Origin of the sequence: Streptomyces sp. NPDC090021 (assembly GCF_044748225.1) — a bacterium.
Taxonomy (GTDB): Bacteria; Actinomycetota; Actinomycetes; order Streptomycetales; family Streptomycetaceae; genus Streptomyces.
This window is the reverse complement of sequence record NZ_JBIVFO010000005.1, coordinates 124,241-142,001: the sequence shown is the minus strand read 5'-3', so window position 1 is coordinate 142,001 and position 17,761 is coordinate 124,241. Positions and strand designations below refer to the sequence as shown.

General features: G+C 69.8%; 19 protein-coding genes and 1 pseudogene. 10 read left to right on the top strand and 10 right to left on the bottom strand.

Annotation, left to right across the window (positions count from 1 at the left end; translation table 11 throughout):
• The first annotated feature begins 11 nt into the window (after positions 1-11).
• The 4 genes from ACIPXC_RS05410 to ACIPXC_RS05395 all read left to right on the top strand — a co-directional run bounded on the left by ACIPXC_RS05410 (position 12) and on the right by ACIPXC_RS05395 (position 3,291).
• Complete coding sequence (locus ACIPXC_RS05410; RefSeq protein WP_401613744.1) at positions 12-503, top strand: low molecular weight protein-tyrosine-phosphatase; 492 nt, start codon at positions 12-14, stop codon at positions 501-503.
• Positions 500-1,669 carry a cystathionine gamma-lyase gene (locus tag ACIPXC_RS05405; RefSeq protein ID WP_401613742.1) on the top strand — a complete coding sequence of 390 codons (1,170 nt, stop codon included), beginning with the start codon at positions 500-502 and terminating at the stop codon, positions 1,667-1,669. The genes ACIPXC_RS05410 and ACIPXC_RS05405 overlap by 4 nt, the downstream gene beginning before the upstream one ends.
• Before the next feature lie 176 nt (positions 1,670-1,845).
• Complete coding sequence (locus ACIPXC_RS05400; RefSeq protein ID WP_401613740.1) at positions 1,846-2,751, top strand: LysR family transcriptional regulator; 906 nt, start codon at positions 1,846-1,848, stop codon at positions 2,749-2,751.
• 60 nt (positions 2,752-2,811) lie between these two features.
• Positions 2,812-3,291, top strand: a complete 480-nt coding sequence (locus ACIPXC_RS05395) for an NUDIX domain-containing protein (RefSeq protein WP_401613738.1) — start codon at positions 2,812-2,814, stop codon at positions 3,289-3,291.
• A 57-nt stretch (positions 3,292-3,348) separates the two neighbouring features.
• Here the strand turns inward: ACIPXC_RS05395 and ACIPXC_RS05390 are convergent, their stop codons facing one another.
• Both ACIPXC_RS05390 and ACIPXC_RS05385 read right to left on the bottom strand, forming a co-directional pair.
• Positions 3,349-4,557 carry a globin domain-containing protein gene (locus ACIPXC_RS05390; RefSeq protein WP_401613736.1) on the bottom strand — a complete coding sequence of 403 codons (1,209 nt, stop codon included), beginning with the start codon at positions 4,555-4,557 and terminating at the stop codon, positions 3,349-3,351.
• Between the two features lie 120 nt (positions 4,558-4,677).
• Positions 4,678-5,328, bottom strand: coding sequence for an HAD family hydrolase (locus ACIPXC_RS05385; RefSeq protein ID WP_401613734.1), 651 nt, complete (start codon positions 5,326-5,328; stop codon positions 4,678-4,680).
• A 152-nt stretch (positions 5,329-5,480) separates the two neighbouring features.
• Here ACIPXC_RS05385 and ACIPXC_RS05380 point away from each other — a divergent pair, with 152 nt between their 5' ends.
• The 3 genes from ACIPXC_RS05380 to ACIPXC_RS05370 all read left to right on the top strand — a co-directional run bounded on the left by ACIPXC_RS05380 (position 5,481) and on the right by ACIPXC_RS05370 (position 8,084).
• Positions 5,481-6,368 carry a GNAT family N-acetyltransferase gene (locus ACIPXC_RS05380; protein WP_401613730.1) on the top strand — a complete coding sequence of 296 codons (888 nt, stop codon included), beginning with the start codon at positions 5,481-5,483 and terminating at the stop codon, positions 6,366-6,368.
• A 17-nt stretch (positions 6,369-6,385) separates the two neighbouring features.
• The gene (locus tag ACIPXC_RS05375; RefSeq protein WP_401613728.1) at positions 6,386-6,847 is read left to right on the top strand and encodes a GNAT family N-acetyltransferase; all 462 of its coding nucleotides are present in this window, start codon (positions 6,386-6,388) and stop codon (positions 6,845-6,847) included.
• A 61-nt stretch (positions 6,848-6,908) separates the two neighbouring features.
• Entirely contained in the window at positions 6,909-8,084 is a 1,176-nt protein-coding gene (locus ACIPXC_RS05370) for a winged helix DNA-binding domain-containing protein (protein WP_401613726.1), read from the top strand.
• Positions 8,085-8,102: 18 nt separating this feature from the next.
• Here the strand turns inward: ACIPXC_RS05370 and ACIPXC_RS05365 are convergent, their stop codons facing one another.
• From ACIPXC_RS05365 to ACIPXC_RS05350, 4 genes are all read right to left on the bottom strand, one after another.
• The gene (locus ACIPXC_RS05365; RefSeq protein WP_401613724.1) at positions 8,103-9,488 is read right to left on the bottom strand and encodes a serine hydrolase domain-containing protein; all 1,386 of its coding nucleotides are present in this window, start codon (positions 9,486-9,488) and stop codon (positions 8,103-8,105) included.
• A 247-nt stretch (positions 9,489-9,735) separates the two neighbouring features.
• Entirely contained in the window at positions 9,736-10,167 is a 432-nt protein-coding gene (locus ACIPXC_RS05360; RefSeq protein ID WP_401613722.1) for a DUF5958 family protein, read from the bottom strand.
• 141 nt (positions 10,168-10,308) lie between these two features.
• On the bottom strand, positions 10,309-10,701 hold the full coding sequence (locus ACIPXC_RS05355) for a hypothetical protein (protein WP_401613720.1): 393 nt from the start codon (positions 10,699-10,701) through the stop codon (positions 10,309-10,311).
• 39 nt (positions 10,702-10,740) lie between these two features.
• Entirely contained in the window at positions 10,741-11,043 is a 303-nt protein-coding gene (locus tag ACIPXC_RS05350) for a hypothetical protein (RefSeq protein ID WP_401613874.1), read from the bottom strand.
• 100 nt (positions 11,044-11,143) lie between these two features.
• Between ACIPXC_RS05350 and ACIPXC_RS05345 the strand changes: the two genes are divergently transcribed.
• Positions 11,144-11,521: a hypothetical protein gene (locus ACIPXC_RS05345; protein WP_401613718.1), complete on the top strand. Its 378-nt coding sequence runs from the start codon at positions 11,144-11,146 to the stop codon at positions 11,519-11,521.
• A 196-nt stretch (positions 11,522-11,717) separates the two neighbouring features.
• Positions 11,718-12,968, top strand: a pseudogene (locus tag ACIPXC_RS05340) (IS3 family transposase).
• Between the two features lie 45 nt (positions 12,969-13,013).
• Here the strand turns inward: ACIPXC_RS05340 and dnaB are convergent.
• Positions 13,014-14,477 (bottom strand): replicative DNA helicase, encoded by a 1,464-nt coding sequence (gene dnaB / locus ACIPXC_RS05335; RefSeq protein ID WP_030647415.1) that lies wholly within the window; start codon positions 14,475-14,477, stop codon positions 13,014-13,016.
• Between the two features lie 452 nt (positions 14,478-14,929).
• Between dnaB and ACIPXC_RS05330 the strand changes: the two genes are divergently transcribed.
• Positions 14,930-16,267 carry an MATE family efflux transporter gene (locus tag ACIPXC_RS05330; RefSeq protein ID WP_401613716.1) on the top strand — a complete coding sequence of 446 codons (1,338 nt, stop codon included), beginning with the start codon at positions 14,930-14,932 and terminating at the stop codon, positions 16,265-16,267.
• A 134-nt stretch (positions 16,268-16,401) separates the two neighbouring features.
• On the opposite strand, the gene rplI is transcribed toward ACIPXC_RS05330, so the two are convergent.
• Genes rplI through ACIPXC_RS05315 form a run of 3 tightly spaced genes read right to left on the bottom strand, consistent with a single transcriptional unit; the run spans position 16,402 to position 17,733 of the window.
• Positions 16,402-16,848 carry a 50S ribosomal protein L9 gene (gene rplI, locus ACIPXC_RS05325; protein WP_030956813.1) on the bottom strand — a complete coding sequence of 149 codons (447 nt, stop codon included), beginning with the start codon at positions 16,846-16,848 and terminating at the stop codon, positions 16,402-16,404.
• Positions 16,849-16,866: 18 nt separating this feature from the next.
• A complete protein-coding gene (gene rpsR, locus ACIPXC_RS05320) occupies positions 16,867-17,103 on the bottom strand; it encodes a 30S ribosomal protein S18 (RefSeq protein ID WP_005315025.1) in 237 nt (78 codons plus the stop codon).
• 42 nt (positions 17,104-17,145) lie between these two features.
• Positions 17,146-17,733: a single-stranded DNA-binding protein gene (locus ACIPXC_RS05315; protein WP_386453265.1), complete on the bottom strand. Its 588-nt coding sequence runs from the start codon at positions 17,731-17,733 to the stop codon at positions 17,146-17,148.
• Positions 17,734-17,761 lie beyond the last annotated feature (28 nt).

Here is a 17,761-nt window from a genome sequence, read left to right as displayed (position 1 = left end):
CGCGGCCGCACATGTACCGCGTCTGCTTCGTCTGCACGGGCAACATATGCCGCTCCCCCATGGCCGAGTCCGTCTTCCGCGCCCATGTGGAACGGGCCGGACTCGACGCCCTCGTCGCGGTGGACAGTGCCGGAACCGGTGGCTGGCACGAGGGCGACGGGGCCGACCCGCGCACCGTCTCCGTCCTGGAGGCCGCCGGCTACGCACAGGAGCACCGGGCCCGGCAGTTCCGTGCCTCCTGGTTCTCCCGCCTGGACCTGGTCATCGCGCTCGACTCCGGACACCTGCGGGACCTGCGGGCACTCGCGCCCACCGCGCAGGACGCCGCCAAGGTCCGGCTGCTGCGGTCCTACGATCCGGCGGCCGCGGCCGGGCAGGACGACGTACCGGACCCCTACTACGGGTCGCTGGAGGGGTTCGAGGAATGCCTGGAGCTGGTCGAGACAGCCACCCCGGGTCTGCTGGACGCCGTACGCGAGGCGACGAAGGAGCACACCGCGTGAACGAGTACGCCCCCGAAGGACCCGGTGAGTCGATCGGCGACGGCACCCGAGCCGTGCGCGCCGGTCTGCCCGAGGCCGTCAAGAACGAACCGCCGCTGCCCGGGCCGGTCTTCGCCGCCCACTTCCACCTCCCCGGAGACGTCGAGGGGCCGTACGCCTACGGCCGCGACACCAATCCGACGTGGACCCTGCTGGAGCGGGCGATCGGAGAGCTGGAGGCCCCCGGCCAGGACGTGCACACCATCGTCTTCGCCTCCGGCATGGCGGCGGTCTCCGCCGTCCTCCTCTCCCAGGCGCGCACCGGCGACACCGTCGTCCTGCCCGACGACGGCTATCAGGCGCTGCCCCTGCTGCGGGAGCAGTTGGAGGCGTACGGGATCCACGTGCGCTCCGCGCCCACCGGAGGGGACGCCCAGCTGCGGGTCCTCGACGGTGCCCGGCTGCTGTGGATCGAGACCCCGTCCAATCCCGGGCTGGACGTGTGCGACGTACCACGCCTCGCGGAGGCCGCGCACGCCGGCGGGACCCTGGTAGCCGTCGACAACACCCTCGCCACCCCGCTCGGACAGCGGCCCCTGGAGCTCGGGGCGGACTTCTCCGTGGCCAGCGGCACCAAGGGCCTCACCGGTCACGGCGACCTGCTGCTCGGATACGTCGTGTGCCGCGACCCGGAACACGCGGCCCGCGTCCGGGGATGGCGCAAGATCGTCGGTGCGATCCCCGGTCCCATGGAGGCCTGGCTGGCCCACCGTTCGCTGGCGACGATCCAGCTACGCGCGCAGCGCCAGTGGACCAACGCCCTGGCCGTCGCGGAGGCGCTGGGCGAGCGCCGTGAGGTGAGCGGCGTCCGCTACCCGGGGCTGACCACCGACTCCTCCCACAAGACGGCCGCCCGTCAGATGCGGGGCTTCGGCTCGGTGGTCTCCTTCACCCTGCCCGACCGGGCCCACGCACAGCGCTTCATGGCCGCCCTGCACCTGGTCGAGGACGCCACGAGCTTCGGCGGCGTGCGGTCCACCGCCGAGCGGCGCGGGCGGTGGGGCGGAGACGCCGTGCCCGAGGGCTTCATCCGCTTCTCCGCCGGGGCCGAGGACACCGAGGACCTGGTGGCGGATGTCCTGCGGGCCCTCGACCGAGCCCTCGACCCGGCCGGTCAGGACGGCTGAACACGGGGTGAAAGGGCGGTCCGAGCCTCCCCCCTAGTGGCTCGGACCGCCCCGGGTTCCGCGCGCGAAGAACCACGCGACAAGGCTAGTTGACTCTGCGTCAGAGTCCAATCACGGTAGCGACAGGGGCCTATCTGCATATTTATAGTTGTAGGCCCCCACCGAGAGGTGTCGCGATGGATCTGGCCCTGCTGCGCACCTTCGTGACCGTTCACCGGGCGGGCTCGTTCACGCGTGCCGCCGCTCTCCTCGGGCTGTCCCAGCCCGCCGTGACCTCGCAGATCCGGACGCTGGAACGCCAGTTGGGCCGGCCGCTCTTCCACCGCCGGGCCCGCGGTGTCACGCCCACCGCCGTCGGCGACGAGCTCGCCCACAAGGCCGCCCCGCACCTCGACGCCCTGCTCCGGATCACCGAGGCGGAGCGGGAGCACGCGGGCGGGCTGCGGTCCCTCCACGTCGCCGGACCGCCCGAGTTCCTGTCCCTGCGGGTGCTCCCCGCCCTCGCACCACTGGTCGGCCAGGGCCACACCCTCCGCGCGACCCTGCAGGGCGATGCCGGGACCGTTCTCGACGGGCTCGCCGCCGGCCACCACGACCTCGTTGTCACCACCGCCCGCCCCCGCGGCGGCCCCTTCACCGCCACCGCCCTGTGCGACGAGGAGCACGTCCTGGTCGCCGCACCCTACTGGGCCGCCCTCGTCGACACCGACCGGCTGCGGGACGACGGTCCGGGGGCGCTGGAGGGCATCCCGCTGGTCGAGGTCCACGAGACCCTGCCGCTCGTCACCCGGTACTGGAGCGCCGTCTTCGACACCCTGCCGGACGCGAGGTCCCTGACCGCCACCGTGGTGGTACCCGATCTGCGCGCCGTACTGGAATGCGTCCTCGCGGGCGCGGGGCTCGCCGTACTGCCCCGCTACCTGTGCCAGGACGCCCTCGACAGCGGCCGGATCGCGGCCGTGGCGGAGCCTGCCGTACCACCGCTGCGCACCTGGTTCCTGGTCCTGCGGACGGGGAGCCTCTCCCTCGCTCACCTCGCCCGGGCCCGCGAACGGCTCCTGGACGCCGCCGTGCACTGGTGAGCCCCCTGATTCCGGCCCCTGGCGCGTTTCAGAAGCGGAGCGGTGGGCCACTCTTCTCCCATGACCGAACGTCCCGTGGTCAAACGCACCGCCCGCGCGATCCTGCTCGACGGTGACGACCTGATCCTCATCAAACGCACCAAGCCCGGCGTCGACCCGTACTGGCTCACCCCCGGCGGGGGAGTGGAGCCCTCGGACGCCACCGTCGTCGACGCCCTCCACCGAGAGGTCCACGAAGAGCTCGGCGCGAAGATCACCGATGTCGTGCCCTGCTTCGTCGACACCGTCGAGCACATCGCCGGCGGCGGGGTGACCGGCGTGAAGGTGCAGCACTTCTTCGTCTGCCGCCTCGAGTCGATGGACCCGGGCCTCCGGCACGGCCCCGAGGTCGACGAGCCCGAGGGCGAGTACGAGATCGTCCGGGTGCCCTTCAGCCGAGTGGGCATCGCCGCGGTCCATCTCGTCCCGCTGTCCCTACGGCACTACCTGGACGGGAACATCGAAGGCGTGCGCGCCATGCACGCGCCCGACCTGGGCTGAGCCCATGGCGGGGCCGGTGGGCCGCCGCCGGTCCCGGACCGGCCGTGCCCGCCGGTCTCATCCGGCGATGCCCGCAAGTTCCTCGACGGCGTCGTGCCGTATCCGTTCTCCAGGAATGCCGATACGCAGGAGTTCATCGACGCCGCTGCGGATCATCGCCGGCGGGCCCGAGATGAACGCGTCGTACGAGCTCCACGGCCCGTGCTCACCCATGGCGTGCGGCAGCTGCCCGGCCAGCCCGTTTCCGACCACCGGCCGGACCGACAGCCACGGGTGCGAACGCTGCAGCCCCAGCAGCGTGTCCTTGTCGTACAGGTCGCTGTCACTGCGCGCCCCGAAGAACACCTCCACCGGGCGCCGCTCCCCGTGTCCGGCCACGTCCTCGATCAGCGCCTTGATCGGGGCGATACCGGTGCCCCCGCCCAGACACAGCATCCCGTTGTCCGTGCTGTGGTCCACCACCATCGACCCGGCCGGCGGTCCCAGACGCAGCACGTCCCCGGGGCGGGCGTGGCGCACCAGCGCGTTGGAGACCCAGCCCGCGGGGACGGCCTTGACGTGGAAGGTGAGCAGCCCGTCGGCGCGGGGGGCCGAGGCGAAGGAGTAGTGCCGCCACACCCGTGGCCACCACGGGGTCTCCAGGCTCGTGTACTGGCCTGCCAGGAAGGCGTAGGGCTGGTCGGGGCGGACGGTCAGCACGGCGATGTCCGGGGTCCGCAGGTCGTGGGAGACCACCTCCGCGTGCCACCACGCGGGAGCCTTCGCCTCGTCCTCCGCCGCCGCGTCGATCATGATCTGGGAGATCGCGGTGTACGCCCTCACCCACGCGGCCTCGGTCTCCGGCCCCCAGCTCTGCGTCGCGAACCGGGCCAGCGCCCCCACGAGGGCCTCGCCGATCACGGGATAGTGGTAGGCCATGGTGCCGTACTTGCGGTGTCCGGTGCCCAGTCGGCAGAGGTAGGGGGCGAGCACGTCGGGATTGTCGATGTGCTCGGCGGCGGTCAGGAGCGCCTTGAGCAGGCGGTCGCGCTGTGCGTCCATGGCCGCCGGGAACATGCCCCGCACTTCCGGGTGCCCGGTGAAGACAAGAGCGTAGAAGTACGAGGTCACCTTGTCGGCGACCGGGGCGATCTCCGCGAGGGTCCGGCGGATGAGTACGGCATCCGGTGAGGGCTCGGCGGCATCGCCCTCGGAAGGTATCCGGGCCGCTTCGCGTCTGGCCGATCTGGTGGGCGGAGCGTCCATGCGGTGCCTCGCTTCGAGCATCTCGGTCGGTCTGCACACGCCACGGACATGAATCCGTGGTTCCCGGTTTCACAGCGTGCCAGCCGCCCCAGAGGCCTGCGGGGAAACGCGGAAAATCCGCGATTCGAACCCACTTTCCTCCTAAGATGCCTCAACTTCCGGGCGTGCCACGGCCACGAGCTGGTATACCTCCCGCAGATCCCGCCCCTCGTAGACATGGGTCGCGCGCGCGGCCAGATGCGGTCGCGCGTTGACCGCCACCGAGACGGGCACCGCCTCGAAGAGGTGGACGTCCGTCCCCGAATCCCCGTACGCCACGCAGTCGCCCCGGGTCACACCGAACTGCCCGCACAGCCGGTCGGCCACCATGACCTTGCCCTCGGGGGTCAGGATCCCGGCCTCCTCCACGGGCCGGGTGAAGGGCACCTCGGGGAAGACCGAACCGTGGGCGGCATGAGCGCCCCACTCCAGCAGCAGTTCCACGAAGAAGGACGGGGACAGGGAGACCACCGCGCAGTACTCCCCGCGTCGGCGGATCTCCTGCCAGACGTCCCGGATGCCCGCGAGCCAGGGAGCCCCGTCGAACGCCGCCCGGACGTGCTCCGGCGTCAGCTCGGCCCACAGCGCGTGGACCGCCACCGAGAACTGGTGCGGCCCGATCTCCCGCGCGGCGAAGGACCGCTCCAGCGCGGCGATCTCGGCACTCACCCCGAGCTGGCGGGAGATCTCCACCGGAGCCGCCGAGCCGTACATCAGTGTGCCGTCGAGGTCGAAGAGGTGCAGGCGCGTCATAACGGTCGAGGCTAGTGGCTCGGTTTCACGTGAAACACCGTGTTTCACGTGAAACACCGCCCCAGCGCTGCCGCACGCGCGGCCGATGTTTCACGTGAAACATCGGCCCAAATCCTCTGGACGACTCCCGGCCCATGATCCAGTCTGGGCCGGTGACACCACCACACATCACCGATCTGCCGATCCGGGCGCTGACCGTGGACGATCTCCACCACTGTGCCGACCTGTCCGAAGATCGTGGCTGGCTCCGCGAGGACCACAAGTGGGGACTGCTGCTCGCCGCCGGAGACGGCTTCGGCATCGATGCGCCGGACGGCCGGGGCCTCGCCGCCGCCTGCGTCGTCACCCGCTACGGCACCTCCGCAGGCCCTGGACTCGCCGCCATCGGCATGGTCCTCGTGGCCGGCCGCTACGCACGCCAGGGGCTCGGACGCACTCTGATGACCCACATCTGCAACGACGTACTCAAGGGCGTTCCGCTCACCCTGCACGCCACTCCTTATGGGCGCCCGCTCTACGAGGAACTCGGGTTCAAGACCACCGGACGCGCCGAAATGCTGGTGGGGGCCTTCCAGGAGGACGCCTCCGGGGCGCACGGCACCTCCCGGGTCCGACGGGCGGTCGCAGGGGACCTGCCGCGCATCCTGCGCCTGGACGCCGACGTCTTCGGCGCCGACCGTACGCACATGATCACGCGGCTGCCCGCCTTCGCCGACCAGCTGCTCGTCGCCGAGGACCAGGCCGGGGAGGGCACGCTCACGGGATACGCGGCGGCCTGGCCCAACATGCACACCCATGTCATCGGCCCCCTGATCGCCCGGGACACCGGCACCGCCATGTCCTTGGTCGCCGCTCTCGCCAGGGGCACGGACCGTGTGCTGCGCACCGATGTCGACGTACGGCACGAGGAACTGCTCGCGTGGCTCAAGGAGCGCGGCCTGGAGTCCGTCGCCTTCAACGCCGTGATGACACGGGACATGTCCGACCTGCCAGGTGACTGGACCCGCCGCTGGGCGCCGCTGACCGTGGCCGCGGGCTGAGAAGGGACTCCCCCGTCATGACCGACTCTCCTGCGTTGGTGATCCGGCCGGCCACCGAGGCCGACCTGCCCGCCATCGTCGCCATGCTGGCCGATGACCCGCTGGGCGCGACCCGCGAGTCCCCGGACGACCTCACCCCGTACCGCGCGGCCCTGGAACGTCTCACCGGCGACCCGAACCAGCATGTGGTCGTCGCCGTACGGGCCGACCGTGTCGTGGGCACCCTCCAGCTGACGATCGTCCCCGGCCTCTCCCGCAAGGGAGCCACCCGCGCCATCGTCGAAGGCGTCCGCGTCCACGCGGACGAGCGCGGCAGCGGACTGGGCACCCGGTTCATCGAGTGGGCGATCGAGAAGTCCCGTGCCGAGAACTGCGCACTCGTCCAGCTCACGTCGGACGTGACCCGGACCGACGCTCACCGTTTCTACGAACGGCTCGGGTTCACCGCCTCGCACGTCGGGTTCAAGCTCCAGCTCTGACCGGCAAAATCGTGGGCCGGGCCGCACCGCAGTGTCGGTGGCCCGGCCTACGATCGGGAGGATGAGCGCCCGTCTCCCCCTCCTCGACACCACCGAGCGCCGCAACCGCCTCGGCCGACGCCACCGCCTGGCCCCGTCGGCCCACGCCGCGACGGTCGCGGAGACTGCGGACTCCGTCGTCGCCCTGCACGCCACCGACGCCTCGACCGTCTTCCTCTCCGCCCGGGCCCGGCTGGCCGAGGGCGGTCCCGGAGCGGTCGAGCACGCGCTCTACGAGGACGTCCGCCTCGTGCGCCTGCTCAGCATGCGCAACACCCTCTTCGCGGTGTCGACGCACCTCGCCCCGTACGTCGACGCGTCGACCGCCCGCGCCATCGCCGTCAAGGAGCGCCGCACCCTCCTCAAGCACCTCGCCGAGGACGGGCAGGGACTCGACGCCTCATGGCTGGCCGCGGCGGAGGCCGCCGCTCTGGACGCCCTGGACACCAGCGGTCCCCTCACCGGCAGTCAGCTCTCCGCAGCCGTGCCCGCTCTGCGCCGGAAGATCACCATCAGCCGCGGCAAGACGTACGAGACGGAGCAGGGGGTCGCCACGCGGGTCATCCGGTTGCTGGCCGCCGACGGCAGGATCCGCCGCGACCGGCCGCGCGGATCGTGGACCTCCAGCCAGTTCCGGTGGGTCCACACCGCACCCTGGCCCGCCGTACCGGCGGGCCAGGCCCGCGCGGAGATCGCCCGTCGCTGGCTGGACGCGTACGGCCCGGCCACCGAGGCCGACCTCAAGTGGTGGACGGGCTGGACCCTCACCGACGTCCGCAAGGCCCTCGCCGCCGTCGGCCCCGACCAGGTGCGCCTCGAAGACGGCAGTACCGCCCTGGTCAGCCCCGGGGACACCGCACCCGAACCGGCTCCCGAGCCCTGGGCTGCGCTGCTGCCCGCGCTCGATCCCGCCGGCATGGGCTGGGCCGACCGGAGCTTCCACCTCGATGCCGCCCACAGGCCCGCCCTTTTCGACTACGCGGGCAACATCGGACCCACCGTGTGGTGGAACGGCGAGATCGTCGGCGGCTGGGCCCAGCGCCCGGACGGCGAGATCGTCTGGCGGCTGCTCGGCGACCCCGGCCGCACCGCCGAGGAGGCCATCGCCGCCGAGGCCGCACGCCTCGCCGCCTGGGTGGGCGACGCCCGTGTCACGCCGCGCTTCCGTACTCCGCTGGAGCGTGAACTCGTCGTCTGAGAAGCGCTTCCGGGGCCCTCAGCCGATCCCGCGCCAGCCCTGCGGGTCGACGCCGCCCGGCACCGGGGCAGCGGCGTCGTACGGCTCCCTCGTGAACACGAACGAGGCCAGATCGAGGTGGCTCACCGAGCCGTCCTCCCGGCGGACCGCCCGCAGCGTCTCACCGGCGTAGTACCCGGACAGCCCGGTCCAGCTGCCGTCCGGCTCGGACCGGAACCGGGCGGTACGCCCCGCCCCCGCGACCGGGCCCAGTTCCAGGGAACCGTCCGCGAGCAGCCGCACCACGTGGGCCGAAGTCCCCCAGTACCAGGGGCCGCACAGTTCGAGGGGCACCTGATCCGCAGCCGTGAAGGGACGCCACGGACGGGGGAACGGGGGCTCCGCGTCCGCCACGATCCCGACGAGATCGACCGCCACGGCCGAGGCCGGCACCCCCGACGTGCAGTTGGCCAGCACCACCGCGGCCACGTCGTCCGCCTCGCTCATCCACAGCCCCGCGACGAACCCGGGCAGCGAACCGCTGTGGCCCGCGAGCCTGCGCGCGCCCTGGGCCGTCAACTGCATCCCCAGCCCGTAGCCAAGGTCGGCGAGGCCGGGCTCCGGGGGCGCCGCCGACCGGCGCATCTCCCGTACGGACTCCGCACTCAGGACCCGCTCGTCACCGCGCAGCAGGAAGGCGGCGAACCGTGCGAGGTCCCGGGTCGTGGACCACAGCTGACCGGCCGCGGCCATCAGCCCCAGGTCCTCCAGCGGTTCGGGCATCATCACATCGGCCCACGGGTGCACCGCCCAGCCCTCGGCGTGCGGCGCCTGCGGCAGTCCGCTCGTACGCTCCAGGCCGAGGGGCTCCAGCACCTCGGCCCGCAGGACCTCTCCCCAGTGCCTGCCGCGCAACGCCTCCACCAGTGAGCCCAGCAGGGTGTAACCGGGGTTGGAGTAGTGGTGCCTGCTGCCCGGGGCGAGCTTGAAGGGCGCCTCGCCCAGCACGTCGGCGAGTTCGGGCCGCTGCGAGCCGGGGGTGCGCTCCCACCACTCGCCGGGGGTCTCCGCCGCCAGCCCGCCGGTGTGGGACAGCAGTTGGGCGATGGTCACGTGGCCGGCGGCGGTCCCCGGGAGGTGCTTCTCCAGCGGATCGTCGAGCCTCAGCAGCCCTTCGTCACGCAGGCGCATGACGAGGACGGCGGTGAAGGTCTTGCTGATCGACCCGATCCGGTACTGGACGTTCCCGTCCGGGCCGTGCCCCTCGACGGAGGTCCGGGAACCCTCCCAGACCACCTCCCCGCCGCGCAGTACGGCAGCCACGACCGACGGGGCCCGTCCCGTGCTCTGGGCGACGGCGATCCGGTGCCTCAGCGCACGTCGGGTGGCGGGGAGCAGTTCACGGTCCTCGGCAAGCTCATCCATGATCTGTAGGTTCTCACTTTCGGTGTCATGCACCGACGCTATGACCTGGACGTTCCCCTCCAGTCTCACGACGTGTCGGCAGGCGGCTGTCTCAGAGCGGTGTCATTTCCTCAGACCGTCAGTCGGCTGCCCCGGACCTCAGGCCTGCTCACACTTCTCCCCACCCGCAGCGCGTGGACCTGCGGACGGATGTCACTCAGGAGGGGCCGCTCGATAACCAGCCCAGCCCGAGCTGGAACGGCCGATGCTATGGATGCTCGGTCACCGCCGGCAGGTTGTGCCATGCATGTCCGCAGGCGCCTTTGCAGTACCTCTCGCGGCGGCGAGTGTCACCAACGGCGAACACGGAAACGAGGACGCGGAACGCCTTGACGTGTTCGGTGGAGGGCAGGCCCGCGAACCCGTAGCGGGGCGGGTCCATGCAGATCATGACCGAGGGGTTAGCCGTGGGCTTCACCCCAGACCGCGCCACCCCCGCACGGCCGTCGGCAGTTGTAATGTGCGCCTGCATCGCATAGCCAGCGACTCCCTGAAGAACCATCTGCTGGCGTGTCGGGGCGAGGTCGGAGAACCAGCTCACCCCAGCGTCCAACGTGCGGAGCCCTTGGGCGATCTCGTTGACGACCCGCTCGGTCTCGCGCCGGAAAGTGCGGCCGTCGTCGCTGCTCGGTTCAGTCATCGCTGGATGATTTCACGACGCTGATTCCGGGCGAGGGCCGGCACCAGCACCCGACACAGCACGGGCGACCCCGGCCATCGTTGCCTCCGGCAATCAAGCAGGGGGGCGAAGAACAGCACTGGCCGATTTCACAGATCCTCATCACCCTGCATCGGCGGCCGTCCGTTCCATCCACTCACGCACCTTCACTGCTTGCTCGATGCGGTTGACGATGTCCTTCTTGTAGGCCGTGTCCAAGGTCTCTGGGATCTTGTCGAAGGTGTCGGGAAGGACGTCGAGGAGACCCCAGACCTGTTCGCCGGTGCTGACGGTCAGTAGCTGCTGGCACCTCCACTGCAGCGGCACCTCGGGACGGTGCGTGAGTCGCTGCACGAGTGTCGGGAACAGGTAGTGCGTCGCCTCTGCGGCGAGGTGTTCTCGGAGCCAGTCGACCGGGAGCCGCTGGCTGAAGCCATGCATGGCGGCCTCTTGGGCCAGGTCCAGGAGCTGAGCGGTGTCGACGGCTCGGACGGTGCGGGGAAGGGTCGGGGTCATGCCGCGATGATGCCAAGAAGCCTCCGCGGGGCCGAGAGGTCAGCTGGGCCGGGATGCGATCTGGCGACGGGCAGACCCCCAGACTTCCTCGAACTCCTCGGAGGTGAGTTGTTCGGGGTCGTGGCCTTCCCATTCCGAGACGGGCAGCTCGGCTGTGATCCCGAACCTGCTGTCGTACTCATCGAGGCGGCCTGCATCGTAGGCCCGCTGCCACTCGGCGAGGGAGGCAGCTGCGATCGGGGTCAGCTCAGGCCCCTCGAGTTCGACCTGCCGGATCACCCAACCTTCGGCGTCGACCTCAAAGTAGAACCAGATATCTTCCTCGTCCCAGTAGCAGCGCATCCACGTCTTCACGAGCCCATGATGGCGGCGGTCTGCGCGCCAGCCGCTGCGGTGTCCAATTCCTGTGGATAGTCACTTGGAGTATTGGGATGCTCCTGCTGTGAACACCACGACGAGCAATCTGCAGACCGGCGCCAGGTGGGACGGCCCCTATTACCGTGTCCTCGCCGAAGGGTTCGAGGCACTGTTCCTCCCGGGCCCCGACGAGGTGCTCGATGAGGTCTGCAATGTGGATGTCGAGGTTCACCTCCCCGATGGCTCTCGCTGGAGTGCGACGGTCTTCACCCTCGCCGAGGTGGACCGGCTGATGAGGAGGTGGGAGTGGACCGGAGAAGCAGCAGGTGGCCGGTGCTTCTGGTGCTCGGACGGGCTTATCGTTCGCGTCCCTGGCATCCAAGGCATGGTGGGCGTGATCGCCGAGCTGCTTGCGTCGGGAGAGTTCGACGGAGCCTTTCATCGCCTTTCCGACCCGGAATGAACTCCGGATCTCATGACGCTGCACCATCTTGAGACGTTCGAATAGCTCTGAGCACTCTCCTGCCCAAGGGGGTCAGCGTCATGGGCCGGCCTCGTTCGGCTCTGGCCAGCAGCGGCCCGCCGAGCTCTCGCTCGATCCGGTTGATCTGAACCGTTCCGGGTTCGATAGAGACTCGATCATTTGAGAGGATCGAGTCATGGCACGTCCTTCCCCTTACCCCCTTGAGCTGCGCAAACGAGCGGTCCGTATGGTCGCCGAGGTGCGTCCGGACTACGACACCGAGTGGTCGGCGATGAAGGCCGTCGCCGCCAAGCTTGGGATCGGGACGACCGAGACGCTGCGCAAGTGGGTCCGGCAGGACCAGGTCGACTCCGGCAACCGGCCCGGTGTGACGAGCGAGGAGTCGGCGGAACTGAAGCGGCTGAAGAAGGAGAACGCCGAACTCCGCCGGGCGAACGACATCCTGAAGGCGGCGGCGTCTTTCTTCGCGGCCAAGCTCGACCGGCCACACACGCACTCGTAACGTTCGTCGACGAGTTCAAGGGTCGCTTCGGCGGCGTCGAGCCGATCTGCAGGACGCTCACCGAGTACGACTGCAAGATTGCCCCCTCCACGTATTACGCGGCGAAGAAGCGCGAGGTCACACCCTCGGCCCGGCGGGTGCGGGACGCCTTCCTCAAGGAGCTGATCACCGAGGTCTATGAGACCAACTTCAGTGTCTACGGGGCCCGCAAGGTCTGGCACGAGCTGAACCGCCAGGGCCACACGGTTGCCCGATGCACTGTCGAACGCCTCATGCGCGAACTCGGTATCGCCGGCGCCGTCCGGGGCAAGAGAGTGATCACTACGGTTCCGGACGACTCCGTCGAGCGGGCACCGGATCTGGTCGACCGCGACTTCGTCGCGTCGGCGCCGAACCGCTGCTGGGTCGCGGACTTCACCTACGTGAAAACCTGGTCCGGGATCGTCTACGTCGCATTCGTCATGGACACCTTCTCCCGCCGGATCGTCGGCTGGTCCGCCGCCACCACCAAGGAGAAGGCTCGTCCTGGACGCCCTGGAAATGGCCCTGTGGCAGCGCGACCGGGACGGATTCCCACACGGGCACGGCGAGTTGATACATCACTCGGACGCCGGGTCGCAGTACACATCGTTCGCGCTGGCCGAGCACCTGGACCGGGCAGGGATCGCGGCATCGATCGGCTCGGTCGGCGACGCCTACGACAACGCTTTGATGGAGTCCGCGATCGGCCTGTTCAAGACCGAGCTGATCAAACCCGGCCGGCCCTGGAAGACGCTCTCCCAGGTCGAGCTCGCCACCGCCGAGTGGGTCGACTGGTACTGCCACCGCCGACTCCACGGTGAGATAGGGCACATCCCGCCGGTCGAATACGAAGCCAACTACTACCGCGAAACCACGAAACCCCAGGTCACAGTCACGACCTAGAGTCTCGATCAAACCCGGAACGGTTCACCCCTACAAGATCGGATGCTACGTGTTGGCCATGTCCACGAAGCGCGAGTAGTGGCCCTGGAAGGCGACCGTGATCGTCGCGGTGGGGCCGTTACGGTGCTTGGCCACGATCAGGTCGGCCTCACCGGCGCGGGGCGACTCCTTCTCGTAGGCGTCCTCGCGGTGCAGCAGGATCACCATGTCGGCGTCCTGCTCGATGGAGCCCGACTCACGCAGGTCGGAGACCATCGGCTTCTTGTCGGTCCGCTGCTCCGGACCACGGTTCAGCTGGGAGAGCGCGATCACCGGGACCTCCAGCTCCTTCGCCAGCAGCTTCAGGTTTCGGGACATGTCCGAGACCTCCTGCTGACGGCTCTCGGGTCGGCGCGAGCCACCCGACTGCATCAGCTGGAGGTAGTCGATGACCACGAGCGAGAGGTCGTTGCGCTGCTTGAGCCGACGGCACTTGGCCCGGATCTCCATCATCGACAGGTTGGGGGAGTCGTCGATGTAGAGGGGGGCGGCGGAGACGTCCGGCATCCGGCGGGCGAGCCGGGTCCAGTCGTCGTCGGTCATCGTGCCCGAACGCATGTGGTGCAGCGCCACCCGGGCCTCGGCCGACAGGAGGCGCATGGCGATCTCGTTGCGCCCCATTTCGAGGGAGAAGATCACGCTGGGCAGGTTGCTCTTGATGGAGCAGGCCCGGGCGAAGTCCAGCGCGAGCGTGGACTTGCCCATGGCCGGGCGGGCGGCGATGACGATCATCTGGCCCGGGTGCAGGCCGTTGGTCAGCGAGTCCAGGTCGGTGAAGCCGGTGGGCACGCCCGACATCTGCCCGCTGCGCGAGCCGATGGCCTCGATCTCGTCGAGGGCGCCTTCCATGATGTCGCCGAGCGGCAGGTAGTCCTCGGAGGTCCGCTGCTCGGTGACGGCGTAGATCTCGGCCTGGGCGCTGTTGACGATCTCGTCGACGTCGCCGTCGGCGGCGTATCCCATCTGCGTGATCTTCGTACCGGCGGCGACGAGGCGGCGCAGGACGGCCCGCTCGTGGACGATCTCCGCGTAGTACTCGGCGTTCGCCGCCGTCGGCACGGACTGGACCAGCGTGTGCAGGTAGGAGGCCCCGCCGACCTTGCTGATCTCGCCGCGACGGGTCAGTTCGGCGCCGACGGTGATCGGGTCGGCCGGCTCGCCCTTGGCGTAGAGGTCGAGGATGGCCTGGTAGATCGTCTCGTGCGAGGGCCGGTAGAAGTCGTGGCCCTTGATGACCTCGACCACGTCGGCGATGGCGTCCTTGGAGAGGAGCATGCCGCCCAGCACCGACTGCTCGGCGTCGAGGTCCTGCGGGGGGACGCGCTCGAAGCCGCCACCGCCGCCGTCCCAGGAGCCGCCCTCGCGGCCCCGGTCGTGCTGCTCGTCACCGCGGCCCCGGCCTTCGCTGTTACGGCGCGGACGGGCGGGCAGACGGTCGCTCGGACCGCTGTCGGCCCAGGGGTCGTCCATGGGCTCGGGCATGCTCACCGGGCCGCCTCCTCCCGTCCGCAAAGCGGACCTCGCCGTGCGGCTCTTTCTACGACACGGCTCTGACATTCGGGGCACCCGAATCGGCTGTCGGCGAGTCGGGCAACGCACCACGGTAGGGCCGCGAGCGGCGTCAGCCAATCTTGTTATCCACAGGGCCTGTGGATGAGATGTGGACGACGGCGCCAATGCTGTGGGTAACTCCCCCGAAGCTGTGCACGGACCGGGGGACGGCGCTGTGGACAAAATCACCCGGGGCACCCGTCTACCCCATCTGACCTGGGATTTCATCTTCCACGGAGAGTGTGGGGGAAATTTCTTCGTAACGCTCCCGAGAACGCCTCCAACGGGGCGGGGCGAACGCCCGAGTCAGCGCATCAGTAAGGATCCATTCGAGGTTGCGTCCATTACCTGTGGAAGATTAGATTGGGCGCATGACCCAGGCCCTCGCAGCACCCACGGCGGGGCCGAGACGGCACGACCGAGAGATCCTCGCACTCGCGGTTCCCGCCTTCGGAGCCCTCGTCGCCGAGCCCCTCTTCGTGATGGCCGACAGCGCCATCGTGGGACACCTCGGCACCCCCCAGCTGGCCGGCCTCGGCATCGCCGCCGCCCTGCTCACCACTGCCGTGAGCGTCTTCGTCTTCCTCGCCTACGCCACCACGGCCGCCGTTTCCCGCCGGGTCGGTGCCGGAGACCTGCAGGCAGCCATCCGGCAAGGCATGGACGGCATCTGGCTGGCCCTCCTGCTCGGCGTGGCCGTCATCGCCGTGGTCCTGCCCGCCGCTCCCTCTCTGATCTCCCTCCTCGGCGCCTCGGACAGCGTCGCCCCGCACGCGATCACCTATCTGCGTATCTCCGCCCTCGGGATCCCGGCGATGCTGGTGGTCCTGGCGGCGACGGGCGTCATCCGCGGCCTCCAGGACACCCGCACACCCCTCTATGTCGCCATCGGCGGCTTCACCCTCAACGCAGGACTGAACGTCGCGCTCGTCTACGGAGCGGGCCTCGGTATCGCCGGCTCCGCCTGGGGCACCGTCCTCGCCCAGTGCGCCATGGCGGCCGCCTACCTCGTCGTGGTCGTACGGGGAGCCCGTCGGCACGGAGCCTCCCTGCGTCCGGACACCGACGGCATCCGCGCCTGCGCCCAGGCCGGGGCTCCGCTCCTGGTCCGCACCCTGTCGTTGCGCGCCATCCTGATGATCGCGACCGCGGTGGCCGCCCGGCTCGGCGACGCCGACGTCGCGGCCCACCAGATCCTGCTCTCCCTGTGGAGCCTGCTCGCCTTCGCACTCGACGCCATCGCGATCGCCGGTCAGGCGATCATCGGCCGCTATCTGGGAGCGGGCGACACGGAGGGTGCGAAGGCCGTCTGCCGCCGGATGGTGCAGTGGGGCATCGCCACGGGCGTCGTGCTCGGACTGCTGGTGGTCCTGGCCCGCCCCGTCTTCATTCCGCTGTTCACCAGCGACCCTGCGGTCGAGAACGCGCTGCTGCCCGCCCTGCTGGTCGTGGCCCTCTCCCAGCCCGTGTCCGGCATCGTCTTCGTGCTGGACGGAGTCCTCATGGGCGCAGGGGACGGGCCCTACCTGGCCAGGGCCATGCTCGTGACGCTTGCCGTCTTCACACCGGTCGCGCTGCTCGTCCCGGCACTGGGTGGCGGTCTGACGACGCTCTGGTGGGCCATGACCCTGATGATGCTGGTACGGATGGTCACCCTGCAGCTGCGGGCACGCTCCGGCCGATGGGCGATCGCAGGCGCCACGCGGTAGGTGTTTCACGTGAAACAACGCCAGGCCGTGGTCATGTTTCACGTGAAACACCGGACCGCGGCACGGCGCGGAGGAGCTCCATGAAACGGTGAAGGGCCGCACCCCGTCGGGGTGCGGCCCTTCACGTGCAGCCCTTAGGCGGCGACGACCTCGATGCCCACGTTCGCGGCCACGTCGCTGTGCAGACGCACGGAGACCTGGTACGAACCGAGGGTCTTGATCGGGGAGCCCAGCTCGACGCGGCGCTTGTCGACCTTCGGGCCACCGGAAGCCTCGATCGCCGTGGCGATGTCGGCCGGGGTCACGGAGCCGAAGAGACGACCGGCGTCACCCGCGCGGGTGGCCAGACGGACCTTCACGCCCTCGAGCTTGGCCTTGACCTCGTTGGCCTGCTCGATGGTCGCGATCTCGTGGATCTTGCGGGCGCGGCGGATCTGCGCCACGTCCTTCTCGCCACCCTTGGTCCAGCGGATCGCGAAACCACGCGGGACCAGGTAGTTGCGAGCGTAACCGTCCTTGACGTCGACGACATCGCCGGCGGCACCGAGGCCAGAAACCTCGTGGGTAAGGATGATCTTCATTGGTCGGTCACCCTTTCCTTATCGCGCGGTGGACGTGTAGGGCAGCAGCGCCATCTCACGGCTGTTCTTCACGGCCGTGGCGACGTCACGCTGGTGCTGCGTGCAGTTGCCGGTGACGCGGCGGGCACGGATCTTGCCGCGGTCGGAAATGAACTTCCGCAGCATGTTCGTGTCCTTGTAGTCCACGTACGCGGTCTTGTCCTTGCAGAACGCGCAGACCTTCTTCTTAGGCTTGCGCACAGGCGGCTTCGCCATTGTGTCTCTCCTGTGTGATCAAGAAGTGTGGATGGAGCTGCCCTAGAAGGGCGGCTCGTCCGAGTAGCCACCGCCGGAGCCGCCGGAGCTTCCGCCCCAGCCGCCCCCGCCGCCGCCCTGCTGCTGGCCACCGGCCGGCGCGCTGGACGCCCACGGGTCGTCGGAGGGAGCTCCGCCGCCCTGCTGGCCGCCGCTGGGGGCTCCGCCCCAGCCGCCGCCACCCTGCTGCTGACCGCCGCCGCCGTATCCACCCTGACCACCGCGACCGGTGGTCTTGGCGACCTTGGCCGTGGCGTTCTTCAGGCTGGGGCCGACTTCCTCGACGTCCAGCTCGTAGACCGTGCGCTTGACACCCTCACGGTCCTCGTACGACCGCTGCCTCAGCCGGCCCTGCACGATGACGCGCATGCCTCGCTGGAGGGACTCGGCGACGTTCTCCGCCGCCTGCCGCCACACCGAGCAGGTCAGGAACAGGCTCTCGCCGTCCTTCCACTCATTGGTCTGACGGTCGAAGGTGCGGGGGGTGGACGCGACGCGGAACTTCGCGACCGCCGCACCCGAGGGGGTGAAGCGCAGCTCGGGGTCGTCGACGAGATTGCCGACGACCGTGATGACGGTCTCGCCTGCCATGGATGAACCTCTCGGCGGGGATTGCTGC